The sequence below is a fragment of the Herbiconiux sp. 11R-BC genome (assembly GCF_049472555.1).
Lineage (GTDB): Bacteria > Actinomycetota > Actinomycetes > Actinomycetales > Microbacteriaceae > Herbiconiux.
On sequence record NZ_JBCEBO010000003.1, the window covers coordinates 89,918 to 103,323 of the forward strand.

The 13,406-nt window shown below is 69.2% G+C and carries 12 protein-coding genes; 9 read left to right on the forward strand and 3 right to left on the reverse strand.

Annotated features, from left to right (window positions below):
• Window positions 1-4 precede the first annotated feature (4 nt).
• Both VD659_RS08915 and VD659_RS08920 read left to right on the forward strand, forming a co-directional pair.
• On the forward strand, window positions 5-799 hold the full coding sequence (locus tag VD659_RS08915; protein WP_423260763.1) for a DeoR/GlpR family DNA-binding transcription regulator: 795 nt from the start codon (window positions 5-7) through the stop codon (window positions 797-799).
• A 103-nt stretch (window positions 800-902) separates the two neighbouring features.
• Window positions 903-3,158, forward strand: coding sequence for a RelA/SpoT family protein (locus tag VD659_RS08920; RefSeq protein ID WP_137835763.1), 2,256 nt, complete (start codon window positions 903-905; stop codon window positions 3,156-3,158).
• Here the strand turns inward: VD659_RS08920 and VD659_RS08925 are convergent.
• From VD659_RS08925 to VD659_RS08935, 3 genes are all read right to left on the reverse strand, one after another.
• Window positions 3,145-3,726, reverse strand: a complete 582-nt coding sequence (locus VD659_RS08925) for a hypothetical protein (RefSeq protein WP_423260764.1) — start codon at window positions 3,724-3,726, stop codon at window positions 3,145-3,147. The genes VD659_RS08920 and VD659_RS08925 overlap by 14 nt on opposite strands.
• A 99-nt stretch (window positions 3,727-3,825) precedes the next feature.
• Entirely contained in the window at window positions 3,826-5,055 is a 1,230-nt protein-coding gene (locus VD659_RS08930) for a DUF349 domain-containing protein (protein ID WP_423260765.1), read from the reverse strand.
• 63 nt (window positions 5,056-5,118) lie between these two features.
• The gene (locus VD659_RS08935) at window positions 5,119-5,910 is read right to left on the reverse strand and encodes a peptidylprolyl isomerase (protein WP_423260766.1); all 792 of its coding nucleotides are present in this window, start codon (window positions 5,908-5,910) and stop codon (window positions 5,119-5,121) included.
• Window positions 5,911-5,970: 60 nt separating this feature from the next.
• Between VD659_RS08935 and VD659_RS08940 the strand changes: the two genes are divergently transcribed.
• The 7 genes from VD659_RS08940 (at window position 5,971) to mltG (ending at window position 13,405) form a co-directional block, all read left to right on the forward strand.
• Window positions 5,971-7,320, forward strand: a complete 1,350-nt coding sequence (locus VD659_RS08940) for a replication-associated recombination protein A (RefSeq protein WP_423260767.1) — start codon at window positions 5,971-5,973, stop codon at window positions 7,318-7,320.
• 194 nt (window positions 7,321-7,514) lie between these two features.
• Window positions 7,515-8,144 (forward strand): 30S ribosomal protein S4, encoded by a 630-nt coding sequence (gene rpsD, locus VD659_RS08945; protein WP_137835758.1) that lies wholly within the window; start codon window positions 7,515-7,517, stop codon window positions 8,142-8,144.
• A gap of 81 nt (window positions 8,145-8,225) precedes the next feature.
• On the forward strand, window positions 8,226-8,603 hold the full coding sequence (locus tag VD659_RS08950) for a DUF948 domain-containing protein (protein ID WP_137835757.1): 378 nt from the start codon (window positions 8,226-8,228) through the stop codon (window positions 8,601-8,603).
• A gap of 47 nt (window positions 8,604-8,650) precedes the next feature.
• A complete protein-coding gene (locus VD659_RS08955) occupies window positions 8,651-8,842 on the forward strand; it encodes a hypothetical protein (protein WP_137835756.1) in 192 nt (63 codons plus the stop codon).
• A 95-nt stretch (window positions 8,843-8,937) separates the two neighbouring features.
• Window positions 8,938-11,619: an alanine--tRNA ligase gene (gene alaS / locus VD659_RS08960; protein WP_423260768.1), complete on the forward strand. Its 2,682-nt coding sequence runs from the start codon at window positions 8,938-8,940 to the stop codon at window positions 11,617-11,619.
• 3 nt (window positions 11,620-11,622) lie between these two features.
• Entirely contained in the window at window positions 11,623-12,105 is a 483-nt protein-coding gene (ruvX, locus tag VD659_RS08965; RefSeq protein ID WP_423260769.1) for a Holliday junction resolvase RuvX, read from the forward strand.
• Window positions 12,098-13,405: an endolytic transglycosylase MltG gene (gene mltG, locus VD659_RS08970; RefSeq protein WP_423260770.1), complete on the forward strand. Its 1,308-nt coding sequence runs from the start codon at window positions 12,098-12,100 to the stop codon at window positions 13,403-13,405. The genes ruvX and mltG overlap by 8 nt, the downstream gene beginning before the upstream one ends.
• Window position 13,406: the final 1 nt, after the last annotated feature.

The following is a 13,406-nucleotide window of genomic DNA, read 5'->3' on the forward strand; positions in this document are numbered from 1 at the left end:
CCGTATGAGCGAACTACGACGACTTCCCGCTGGACGGAAGGCGGCCCTCGCGGATGCGATCAATCAGCACGGACAGGTGACCGTCGCCGCACTTGCGGAGCAGTTCTCGGTCTCGATCGACACCATCCGGCGCGATCTCGACCAGCTCGACTCGGATGGCCAGATCGTGCGCACCCATGGCGGCGCTCTCAGCCTGGCCGCGGTGAGCCGCACCACCGATCGCGGGCTCGACGTGCGACTGCGGCTGCGCGCAGCCGAGAAGGAGCAGATCGGAGAACTGGCCGCCACGCTGGTGGAGGACGGCTCCGTGGTGATGATCAATGCCGGAACCACCGCGCTCGCGCTCGCGCGCGCTCTGCGCAACCACCGGGACCTGACCATCGCGACGAACAACCTGCAGGTTCCGGCGGAGATCATGCCGACGGCCTTCCGCGACCTCTACGTCTTCGGAGGCTCCGTACGTTCCATCACCCAGGCCACGACCGGGCCGGTGAGCTTCAACCTCGGCCCGGGCGGCGCCGAGATCGACCTGCGGTGCGATCTGGCGCTGATCGCCGTCGGAGCGGTCTCCGAGGAGGGCTACTCCACCTCCAACCTCGGCGACGCCGCCATGATGGCCGAGATGATGAACCGGGCCGAGCGAGTCGTGGTGATGGCCGACTCCGGCAAGTTCGATCAGCGGCTGTTCGCGCAGGTGGCTCCCCTCGGCGGCGCCGATTTCCTCGTGACGGATGCACCGCCCTCGGCGCAGATGCAGGCCGCCCTCGACGCGGCCGGCGTGCGCGTCGTCACCCCCTGAGCGAGCTCGGACGCCACTGAGAGTCGTCACCGCTCCGCCCACAGCGCAACCGCGCGTGCGGCGGCGCTGCGCGACTGAGGGATAATCGAGGTGGAGGCCTGACATGACGGAGACCACAGCGACATCCACCGCGACGCTGCGCCGTCTCGTGCCGCGCATCTTCTCGCGGGCTCAGCCCGCCGGCGCGGTCGACACGCTCATCCGCACAGTGCGGGCCAATCACCCCAAGGCCGACCTGACCATCGTGGAACGGGCCTACACGGCTGCCGAGCGGGCGCACGACGGGCAGAAGCGCCGCAGCGGCGAGCCCTACATCACGCATCCGGTGGCCGTCGCCCAGATCCTGGCCGAGCTCGGCCTCGGCTCGAAGGCCGTCGCCGCGGCCCTGCTGCACGACACCGTAGAAGACACCGACTACTCCCTCGACATGGTGCGGCACGACTTCGGCGACGAAGTGGCCATGCTGGTCGACGGCGTCACGAAGCTCGACAAGGTCAAGTACGGCGACAGCGCGCAAGCCGAGACGGTGCGCAAGATGATCGTCGCGATGTCGCGCGACATCCGTGTGCTCATCATCAAGCTCTGCGACCGTCTGCACAACGCGCGCACCTGGGGCTTCGTGCCGGCCGAGTCGGCCGCCCGCAAGGCCAAGGAGACCCTCGAGATCTATGCGCCTCTCGCGCACCGCCTGGGCATCCAGTCGATCAAGTGGGAGCTCGAAGACCTCTCGTTCGCCGTGCTCTATCCGAAGCTCTACGTGGAGATCGAGAACCTCGTGCGCCAGCGCACCCCGCAGCGCGAGGAGTACGTGCAGCAGGTGATCGACGCCGTGGGCGACGACCTGAAGGCCGGGCGCATCCGCGGCAAGGTCGTGGGCCGTCCGAAGCAGTACTACTCGATCTACCAGAAGATGATCGTGCGCGGCCGCGAGTTCGACGAGATCTACGACCTCGTGGGCATCCGGGTGCTCGTGAACACCGTGCGGGACTGCTACGCCGTGCTCGGCTCCATCCACGCGCGTTGGAACCCGATCCCCGGCCGCTTCAAGGACTACATCGCCACCCCGAAGTTCAACCTGTACCAGTCGCTGCACACGACGGTGATCGGCCCGGGCGGGCGCCCGGTCGAGATCCAGATCCGCACCCACGAGATGCACCAGCGCGCCGAGTTCGGTGTGGCCGCGCACTGGAAGTACAAGGAGCGGATGAACGGCGGCAAGGCGTCGACCACCTCCTCGACCGCACCCGACACCGACATGGCCTGGCTCGCGCGGATCTCCGACTGGCAGGCCGAGACCGTCGACCCCGGCGAGTTCCTCGACTCGCTGCGCTTCGAGATCGGGGCGAAAGAGGTCTACGTCTTCACCCCGAAGGGCAAGGTCGTGGGCCTGCCGGCCGGGGCCACGCCGGTGGACTTCGCCTACGCCGTGCACACCGAGGTGGGCCACCGCACCATGGGCGCGAAGGTCAACGGGCGGCTCGTACCCCTCGACTCGACCCTCGGCTCCGGTGACGTCGTCGAGGTCTTCACCTCGAAGAACCCCGACTCCGGGCCGAGCCAGGACTGGCTGAGCTTCGTTCAGAGCCCGCGTGCGCGCAACAAGATCCGCCAGTGGTTCACGAAGGAACGGCGCGACGAGGCCATCGAACAGGGGCGGGATGCGATCGCGCGGGCCATGCGCAAGCAGAACCTCCCGCTGCAGAAGCTGATGAGCCAGGACTCCATCGCCGAGGTCGCATCGCAGATGCACTACGACAACGTGTCGGGGCTCTACGCGGCGATCGGCGAGGGCCACATCTCGACGCAATCGGTCATCGAGAAGGTCATCGCCTCGCTGCAGACGGAGGTGGAGAGCGAGGACTCCGACCTCGACGTCTTCGTCGGAGGCCGCCCGCGGGTCACCCACAGCGACTCCGGCGTGCTCGTGCGTGGAGCGCCCGACATCCTGGTGAAGCTCGCGAAGTGCTGCACCCCGGTGCCGGGCGACGACATCGTGGGCTTCGTGACCCGCGGCTCCGGCGTCTCGGTGCACCAGGCCGACTGCCACAACGTCGCCTCGCTGCTGACCGAACCCGAGCGGATGATCGACGTCGAGTGGGCCCCCTCCTCGAAGAGCGTCTTCCTCGTGCAGATCCAGGTGGAGGCCCTCGACCGCTCCGGACTGCTCTCCGACGTCACGCGGGTGCTCTCGGAGCATCACGTCAACATCCTCTCGGCCTCGGTCAACACCTCCAGCGACCGCCTCGCGCTCAGCCGCTTCGTGTTCGAGATGGGCGACACCACCCACCTCGACCGCGTGCTCAACGCGGTGCGCCGCATCGACGCCGTCTACGACGTCTACCGCGTCACCGGCGGCTGAGTTCCACCGAGGGGCTCCCGAACCCCGGGAGCCGCTCGAGGCGACGCAGCGCCCGCTGCTTGTGCGGCAGGTGCGGATTCCGGCCGAGACCCGCCCGGGCATCGCCCGGCGCGGCGGAGACCGACAGGAGCAGGGTCGCGACGCAGGCAGCCTGCTCCAGGCCGAAACGCGGTTCCCAGCGCAGCAGGTCGACGGCGGTGCGCACGGCATCCGTCGCGAGCACCCCGCCGTGGTCGACGATCTCGCCCTCGGTCAGCACCACCTGCCGCACCCGCCGTTCGGGCGAGGGCGTGACGTTCACGCGGTGTGCTGATCGCACGCACAGCTGCAACGGCGACTCCAGCCGCCCCAGAGCACCGTGCAGCCAGGCCGCCGTGCGGCGCTCGGCGATCAGGCCGGCCGGCACACAGGCGAGCAGTGCCAGAGCCCTCAGCCCGGGCGAGGGCCGGATGTCGGCCGGGCAGTGCACGCCCGCCACAGCTCGCACCTCCTGGTCGAGCACCAGTGCGCTCAATTCGGCGACCGGGAAGGACGGGGAGTCGAGAAGAAGGGGGAGAGCGGATGCCATCGTCCGATGGTGTCAGCGTGCCCGCCGGCGTGCGGGCTCAGCGGGTGATCTGTGGAGAATTCCGTTCATCCACAGATCACTCCGGAGGAGTGGCCTCGCTCAGCCCAGGGCGTCGAGCCAGATCTTGCGCGCGTCGAGCGCTTCCTGCAGCTCGGCGACCTTCTTGCTGTCGCCCGAGGCCTGGGCCTCGTCGATCTCGCGCTGGAGCTTGTCGATCGCGTCGGAGAGCTGAGACGCGAGCCCTTCCGAGCGCGCCTTCTTCTCGGGGTTGTTGCGGCTCCAGTAGTCTTCGTCGAGCTTGCGCACGGCGGCCTCGACCTTGCGGAGCCGTTCCTCGACCGTCTTCACCTGCTCGCGCGGAACCTTGCCGATGGCATCCCAGCGCTGCTGGATCGAGATCAGGGCTTCACGCGCCTTGGTGCGGTCGGTCTCCTTCAGGAGCGGCTCGGCCTCGTCGAGCAGAGCGAGCTTCTGCGTGAGGTTCTCGCCGAACTCCTGCTCGTCGCGCGCCACGACCTCGCTGCGCGCGGAGTAGAGCACGTCGCCGGCGGCCTTGAACTTGTCCCAGAGCGCGTCGTCGTACTTCTTGCCGGCGCGGCCGGTGGCCTTCCACTGTGCGAGGAGATCGCGGTAGGCCGTGATGCCCTCGACACCCCGCGACGCGAGCGCCTCGGCCTGGTCGACCAGCTCCTGCTTGCGGGATCGGGCGTCGCGGTGCACCTGGTCGAGCTCGGAGAAGAACGCCTTGCGCTGCGTCTCGAGCGAGGTGCGCGCCTCGCGGAACCGCTTCCAGAGGTCTTGCGCCTCAGCGCGGGGGAGCCGCGGACTCTCGTGCTGGTGCTTCTGCCACTCGGCGAAGAGCTCGTCGATCTTCGCGGTGACCGCCTTCCACTGCGCCTTGGCCGGGTCGTGTGCGGCGAGCGTCTCGATCTGCACCACGATGGCGGTGCGCTGCGCGAGAGCCTCGGCGACTTCGGCCTGAGCCTCGGCCGACTGCTTCTCGGTGATCTCGGTGACGGTGCCCGCCAGAGCCTGAAGTCGCGTGCGCAGCGCGGCGAGATCGCCGACGGCATTGGCCGACTGCACGGCGGCCGTGAGCGAGCTGACGGCCTTGGCGATGTCGGTGGCCGGAGCACCGCGCTTGGCTCGCTGCTCGAGCAGGGTCACTTGGCCGGCGAGATCGGTGAACTTGCGCTCGAAGTAGGCGAGGGCCTCTTCTTTGCTGCCGTCGGGGTACTGGCCGACCAGCCGTTCGCCGTCTGCTTCGCGAACGTAGACGGAACCGTCGTCGTCCACTCGGCCCCACGGGAGTTGATCACTACTGGTCACGGAACCATCCTGTCGACGATGTCTGGAGTACGGCCACAAGCCTATTGCACAGTGCCGCCACGGTTATTGAACTGTGACACTGCTGATGACGGCGGGGGCGACCGGCTTGCCGTCGGTGGCACCGCCGGCGACGCCCTGGGCGATCACGGCCGACTGGAGCGCATCCAGGCCGCTCGTGACGGTGCCGAGCACGGTGTAGCCGCCCGCCGCATCCGTGGGGAGGGTGGTGTCCTGGTAGACGATGAAGAACTGGCTGCCCATGCTGTAGCCGTTGCCGCTCTGGCGCGCCATGGCGAGCGTGCCGGCCGGGTAGACGTTGTCGGCCGGGGCGTTCTCGACCGGGCCGTAGCTGTAGCCCGGGCCGCCCGTGCCGGTGCCCGTGGGGTCCCCGCACTGCAGCACGAACAGGCCCGAAGTGGTGAGGCGGTGGCAGGAGGTGCCGTTGAAGAAGCCGGACTGGGCCTGGGTGATGAAGGCCGAGACGGCCTGAGGGGCGGCGGCGCCGTCGAGCTGGAGGCCGAGCTGGGCGCCGTCGATGGTCATGGTCCCGGTCCAGGTTCGGTCCTCGGCCACCGAGGCCGAGGGCACGTCACCGGTGTTCTGGCCCGCCGCGTCGGTTGCCGCCGGGGTGGGCGTCGCCGAGGCGGAGGCGACCGGCGAACCCGGGCCGCCGTTGAAGTAGAAGAGCTGGGCTCCGGTGACCCCGGCGATGAGGAGCACCACCACGACCGCGGCGATCACGTTGTCGCGCACGCGCCGGCGGGTGCGCTCGTTGTGAGCCTTCTGCCGGGCCTGGTAATCGCGCAAACGGGTCCGTGCCTCGCGGGCAGCGCGCTCCTGGTTGCTGGGTGCCACGGGTCCTCCATGTGTCTCTGATCGCCGGGCTCTGTCGGCCCATCACAGTACCCTAGACGTATGGCTTATCAGCAACCGGGACTCCACTCCGGAGCGGTCCCGCTTGCGGTGCGGATGCGACCGCGCAGTCTCGACGAAGTGGCCGGTCAGAAGCACCTCCTGCGCCCCGGCTCGCCCCTGGTGAACCTGGCCTCCGACGTGGGCGGGACCACCGGCTCGGTGTCCGTCATCCTGTGGGGACCGCCCGGCACCGGCAAGACCACGCTGGCGCAGGCCATCGCCCATTCCTCCGGCCGCAAGTTCGTGGAGCTCTCGGCGGTCACGGCCGGCGTCAAAGACGTGCGCCAGGTGATGGACGACGCCTTCCGCAACCGCGACCTCTACGGCCTCTCCACCGTCCTCTTCCTCGACGAGATCCACCGCTTCACCAAGGCGCAGCAGGATGCGCTGCTCCCGGGGGTGGAGAACGGCTGGGTCATCCTCGTGGCGGCCACCACCGAGAACCCCTCGTTCTCGGTGATCTCGCCGTTGCTCTCGCGCTCCCTCCTCCTCACCCTCGAGCAGCTCACCGACGACGACCTCGGCATCCTGCTCGACCGGGCGGTGGCGGATGCCCGGGGCCTGGCCGGTGCGGTCACGCTCGACCCCGAGGCGCGCGCCGCCATCATCCGGATGTCGTCGGGAGACGCCCGGCGGGCGCTCACCGCGCTCGAAGCGTCGGCCGGCACGGTGCTGGCGGGGATCGACCCCGACGACGACGACGAGGTGCCCGTCATCACCACCGAGGTGCTCGAGCAGTCGGTCGACCGGGCGCTGCTGCGCTACGACCGCAACGGCGACGAGCACTACGACGTCATCAGCGCCTTCATCAAGTCGGTGCGCGGCTCCGACGTCGATGCCGCTCTGCACTACCTCGCACGCATGTTCGAGGCGGGGGAGGACCCGCGCTTCATCGCCCGCCGGGTGATCATCCTGGCGTCGGAGGACATCGGCATCGCCGACCCTCAGGCGCTGCCCATCGCGGTCGCCGCCGCGGAGGCGGTGCAGATGATCGGCATGCCCGAGGGCCGAATCCCGCTCGCCGAGGCGGTGGTGTACCTGGCCACGGCGCCGAAGTCGAACGCCGCGTACATGGGCATCAACGCGGCGATCGCCGATGTGAAGGCGGGCAACTTCGGGCGGGTGCCCAAGCACCTGCGTGACGCGCACTACGCCGGCGCCAAGCGGTTGGGCCACGGCAAGGGCTACAAGTACCCGCACGACGACGACCTCGGGGTGGTGCGCCAGCAGTACCTGCCCGACGAGCTGACCGGAACCACGTACTACAACCCCACCGATCACGGGCACGAGCGCGAGGTGTCGGCGCGGTTGCAGAAACTCCGCGACATCACGCGGGGAAAGCCGAATTAGCCGCCTTCGCTGTGCTAATCTCAGAGACGCCTAATCAGCGTCATTTCGGAGCGGCTGCCGATCGACGTTCGATGACGGGATCGCGTTCATTAGCCGAACGGCCCGGCAGACACCCTCTTACTTGGAATCCTGTGGATTCACCCGCGCGCTCCGGCGCGCATCCATCTTGTAAGAATTTCTACGAAAGGACGTAAGTGGCTACCAAGTCGCGTACGCGCAGCAAGACCCGCCTCTCGCGGGCACTCGGCATCCCGCTCACCCCGAAGGCGGCCAAGTACCTCGAGAAGCGTCCCTACGCTCCCGGTGAGCACGGCCGCACCAAGCGCAAGCAGGACAGCGACTACGCCGTCCGTCTGCGCGAGAAGCAGCGTCTGCGCGCCCAGTACGGCATCCGCGAGAAGCAGCTGAAGATCGCCTTCGAAGAGGCCCGCCGCGCGAAGGGCCTGACCGGTGAGAACCTGGTCGAGCTCCTCGAGATGCGCCTCGACGCCCTGGTGCTGCGTGCCGGCTTCGCCCGCACCACCGCCCAGGCCCGTCAGATGGTCGTGCACCGTCACATACTGGTCGACGGCCAGCTCGTCGACCGCCCCTCCTTCCGCGTGAAGCCGGGTCAGCTCATCCACGTCAAGGCCAAGTCCGAGGGCACCGAGCCCTTCCAGGTCGCCGCTGCCGGTGGTCACATCGACCTCCTGCCGAAGACCCCGGGCTACCTGACCGTCGAGCTCGACAAGCTGCAGGCCCGCCTCGAGCGTCGCCCGAAGCGCGCCGAGGTCCCCGTGACCTGCGAAGTGCAGCTGGTCGTGGAGTACTACGCCGCCCGATAAGGCGCAGCGGTCGTCCACACGACATACTGGAGAGCGGGTCACCCCTGGGTGGCCCGCTTTCGTCGTAGAGAGAGGCATCCCATGACCGGTGGAGACATCGCAGGACTCATCGCCGCGGGCGTGTTCGCCGTGCTCGTCGGCCTGATGGCCATCCCGTTGGTGAAGCTCGGGGGAGTGTTCGACCAGACCCGCGACTCCATCAAGGACGTCAGCGACGGCATCACGCCGATCCTCGCCGAGTCGACGGTGACCGTGCAGGAGGCGAACAAGCAGCTCGCCCGGGTCGACGTGATCACCCGCAACGTCGAGGAGGTCACCGGCAACGTGTCCTCGCTGGTGGCGTTGTTCGCGGCATCCGTCGGCGGTCCGCTGATCAAGGTCGCGGGCTTCAGCGCGGCCGTCCGCGCCGCCATGCTCAGCTTCCGCCGCGCGAAGACGAGCGGCACCGACGCGCACTAAACTGTCGTGAGGCTCTTTCTGCCCGAGACACGAACGAGGAGAACACAATGAAGAAGGTTCTGTGGTTGATCGCCGGCGTCGGCATCGGATTCGTGGTGGCGCACCAGTTCAACCAGACGTCGAGCGGCAAGAAGTTCTTCAGCGAGTTCGACAAGCGCACCAAGGAGTTCAGCGACTCGCTGATCGACGGCTACCGTGAGCGCGAAGCCGAGCTCCGCGCCGCCATCGCCGGCAAGTAGTCTTCCGCCCCACCAGGCCCCGCACCGGCCGGCCGGGCGTTCGCGCCCGGGCCGGGGCGGTGTCCTCCACCGCTCGACAAGGACCCCCGCACTCCATGCAGACCGCTGACATCCGCTCCCGCTGGCTCGACTTCTTCGGATCCCGGGGGCACACGGTCGTTCCCTCGGCCTCCCTCGTCAGCGAAGACCCCTCGCTGCTGTTCACGGTGGCCGGGATGGTGCCCTTCATCCCGTATCTCTCGGGTCTCGTTCCGGCGCCGTACCCGCGCGCCACGAGCGTGCAGAAGTGCATCCGCACCCTCGACATCGAAGAGGTGGGCAAGACCACCCGACACGGCACCTTCTTCCAGATGAACGGCAACTTCTCGTTCGGCGACTACTTCAAAGAGGGCGCCATCGGCTATGCCTGGGAGCTGCTCACCACGCCGGAGGCCGACGGCGGCCTCGGCTTCCCCGAGCGCGATCTCTGGGTCACCGTCTACGAAGACGACGACGAGGCCATCGACATCTGGAAGCGGGTCGCCGGCCTCCCGGATGCGCGCATCCAGCGCCGTGGCAAGGAAGACAACTACTGGTCGACCGGCCAGCCCGGCCCGGCCGGCCCCTGCTCGGAGATCTACTTCGACCGCGGCCCCGCCTACGGCGTCGAAGGCGGTCCGGTCGCCGACGAGAACCGCTACATCGAGATCTGGAATCTCGTGTTCATGCAGTATCTGCGGGGCGAGGGCACCTCGAAGACGGAGTTCGAGATCCTCGGCGAACTTCCGCGCAAGAACATCGACACGGGCATGGGCCTCGAGCGGGTGGCCTTCCTCAAGCAGGGCGTCGAGAACCTCTACGAGATCGACCAGGTGCGCCCGGTGCTGGACCGCGCGGCCGAGATCTCGGGGCGCCGCTACGGCGCCGTGCACGACGACGACGTGCGGATGCGCGTGGTCGCCGACCATGTGCGCTCCGCTCTGATGCTGATGTCCGACGGCGTCACCCCGTCGAACGAGGGACGCGGCTACATCCTGCGGCGCCTCCTCCGCCGCACGGTGCGCTCGATGCGCCTGCTCGGCGTCGACACCGCCACCATGCCGGAGCTGCTGACCGCCTCGCGCGACGCGATGAAGGCCGCGTACCCCGAGGTGGAGCGTGACTTCGGGCGCATCTCGCGCAGCGCCTACGCCGAAGAGGAGTCGTTCCTGCGCACCCTCACGGGCGGCACCACCATCCTCGACACCGCGGTCTCCGCGGTGAAGTCGGGCGCCAGCTCGGCCGGTGTCGCGCCGGTGCTCGCCGGCGACACCGCCTTCCTGCTGCACGACACCTACGGCTTCCCGATCGACCTCACCCTCGAGATCGCCGAGGAGTCGGGCCTCGCCGTCGACCGCGTGGCCTTCGAGTCGCTGATGGCCGAGCAGAAGCAGCGCGCCAAGGCCGACGCCAAGGCCAAGAAGCTCGGCATCACCGACCTGACGGTCTACAGCCAGTTCCGCGCCCTCGGCGAGACGGTGTTCCGCGGTTACGACGCGCTCGAGGCCGAGGCTCCGATCCTGGGCCTCATCCTCGACGGCGTCTCGGTGAACTCGGCGGTCGCGGGCGAGCAGGTCGAGGTCATCCTGGCCGAGACCGCCCTCTGGGCCGAGTCGGGCGGTCAGGAGGCCGACGCCGGCACCATCGTGGGCGACGGCTTCGAACTGACGGTGCTCGACGTGCAGAAGCCCGTGAAGGGGCTCATCAGCCACCGCACCGAGGTCACGAGCGGCCAGGTCGCCGTCGGCGACCGCGCGCGCACCGTGGTGGACGCGGACTGGCGTCGGGGGGCCACCCAGGCCCACTCGGCGACCCACCTCATCCACGCCGCCCTGCGCCAGACGCTCGGCGAAGAAGCGCACCAGGCGGGCTCCTACAACAAGGCCGGCTACATGCGGCTCGACTTCTCGTGGAGCCAGCCGCTCTCGACCTCGACCCGCACCGAGATCGAGGAGATCGCGAACCTCGCCATCCGGAGCGACCTCGACGTCGTGACCCGCGAGCTGCCGCTCGACGAGGCCCGATCGATGGGCGCCATGGCGCTCTTCGGCGAGAAGTACGGCGAGATCGTGCGGATGGTGGACATCGGCGGCCCCTGGTCGCGCGAGCTCTGCGCCGGCACCCACGTGGGGTCGAGCTCGGAGATCGGCATGATCAACCTGCAGGGCGAGTCGTCGATCGGCGCCACCAACCGCCGCATCGAGGCCCTCGTCGGCATCGAGGCCTTCCGCGAGTTCGCCACCGAGCGCGCCCTCGTGGCGCAGCTCAGCTCCTCGCTCAAGACGCCGCGCGACGAGCTCACCGCCCGCGTGGCCGAGCTCACCGCGAACCTCAAGGCGGCCGAGAAGAAGATCGCGGCCTTCGAGGCCGGCCAGCTCTCCACGCGCATCCCGGCCCTCGCCGGCTCCGCGCACCCGGTGGGCGCGGTGACGCTCGTGGCCGACGATCTCGGCGAGCTCCGTTCTGCCGACGACGTGCGCACCCTCGTGACCGGGGTGCGCGAGGCTCTCGTGGCCGGGGGAAGCTCGGCCGCCGTGGTGGCCCTGGGCGCCGTGGTGAACGAGAAGCCGGTCGTGATCGTCGCCACCACCGAGGGCGCCCGCGCCGCCGGGGCCAAGGCCGGTGCGCTCGCCAAGCTCGCCGCCGGCGTGCTCGGAGGAGGCGGAGGCGGCAAGGACGACCTCGCCCAGGGCGGCGGAACCGACGCATCGGCTCTCGGCCAGGCCCTCGCGGCCATCTCGACCGCGGTGGCCGGCTAAGGAATGCGCACGGGCGTGCGGATCGGCATCGACGTGGGCAAGGCCCGCATCGGCGTCGCGCGCACCGATCTGCACGGCATGCTCGCGACCCCGGTCGAGACCGTCGCCCGCTCGGCCGAGGGGGCGACCGCCGACCTCGAGCGCATCCGTGCCATCGCCGCGGAGCTCGACGCCTTCGAATACGTGGTGGGATTGCCGCTCGCGATGAGCGGGGGCGAGACGGCCTCGACGGCCGACGCGCGGGACTTCGCGGAGCGGCTCGCGGCATCCGGTGGGCTGCCCGTGCGCATGATCGACGAGCGCCTGACCACGGTCTCGGCACAATCGGCGCTGCACAAGAGCGGTCGGAACACTCGGAGCTCGCGTCCCGTGATCGATCAGGTGGCCGCGGTTATACTCGTGCAACATGCCCTGGACAGCGAGCGTGCATCGGGCAGACCGCCCGGCACCCTCATCGAGCCGACCCGAGGAATAGGCAGTGACTGACCGACAGGCACCCGAAGACCACCCGTTCGCCGAGTTCTTCCGCGCAGAGAGTGCTGCCGGAACCGACGTCGACAACCAGGCCGGGCAGCCGTCGTCGCGCCGCGAGGCCCGGCAGGCGGCCGTGACCCCGCAGGGCGCCCACCACCAAGCGGCGACGCCCACGCGCGCGAGCGGCGGCGGGGCCGGCAGCGGCGGCACCCGGCGATCCGGTGGCGGCCGCTCGGGCGGCGGGCGCGACCGCAAGCCGCGGCGCTGGCTCACCGGGCTCATCGTCACCGTCGTGATCGTGGGACTGCTCGGCGGCGCCGCCGTGTTCGTGTGGAACACCTTCGGAACTCAGGTGCAGTCGCTGTTCGCCTCGAAGGAGGTCGACGACTACAGCGGGTCCGGCACCGGCGAGGTGCAGTTCGTCATCAACGACGGCGACATCGGCTCCACCATCGGCGACAACCTCGCCGCCGCCGGCGTGGTGAAGAGCTCCGCCGCGTTCTACGACCTGCTGGTGAAGCAGAGCCCGGCGCCCGTCTTCCAGGCCGGCACCTTCAAGCTCGCCAATCAGATGAGTGCGCAGTCGGCGCTCGACGCGCTGTTGGACCCGAACAACAAGGTCGACTACCAGGTCACGATCCCCGAGGGGTCCAGCGCCGCCACGATCTACCAGTCGCTGGCCGATGCCACCGGCCTGCCGCTCTCCGACTTCCAGGCCGCCGGCGCGAACTACGCGGCTCTCGGCGTGCCGGCCGAGGCGCCGAGCATCGAAGGCTTCCTGTTCCCGGCGACCTACACCTTCCAGCCCGGGCAGACCGCGGCCGACATGATCACCACCATGGTGAAGCGCTCCTTCCAGTCGCTCGACGCGGCCGGGGTCGCGCCCGCCGACCGCTTCCACGTCGTGACGCTCGCCGCCCTCATCCAGAAGGAGGCGGGCAGCGTACCCGACATGGCCAAGGTGTCGCGCGTGTTCACCAATCGCCTGGCCGACGGCATGAACCTGCAGTCGGACGCCACGGTCGCCTACGGCGCGGGCGTCAAGCTCGTCGAGACCACGCAGGCGGAGCGCGACGACGCCTCGAACCCCTACAACACCTACGCGAACCCGGGGCTGCCGATCGGGCCCATCTCGAATCCGGGCGACGACGCCATCAATGCGGCGCTGCATCCGGCCGACGGCCCTTGGATCTACTTCGTGACGGTCAACCTCGAGACGGGCGAGACCGTGTTCTCGACCACGATCGAGGAGCACGACGCCGCGGTTCTGCAGTTGCAGCAGTGGTGGGCCGACCACCCCGAGTACAAATAAG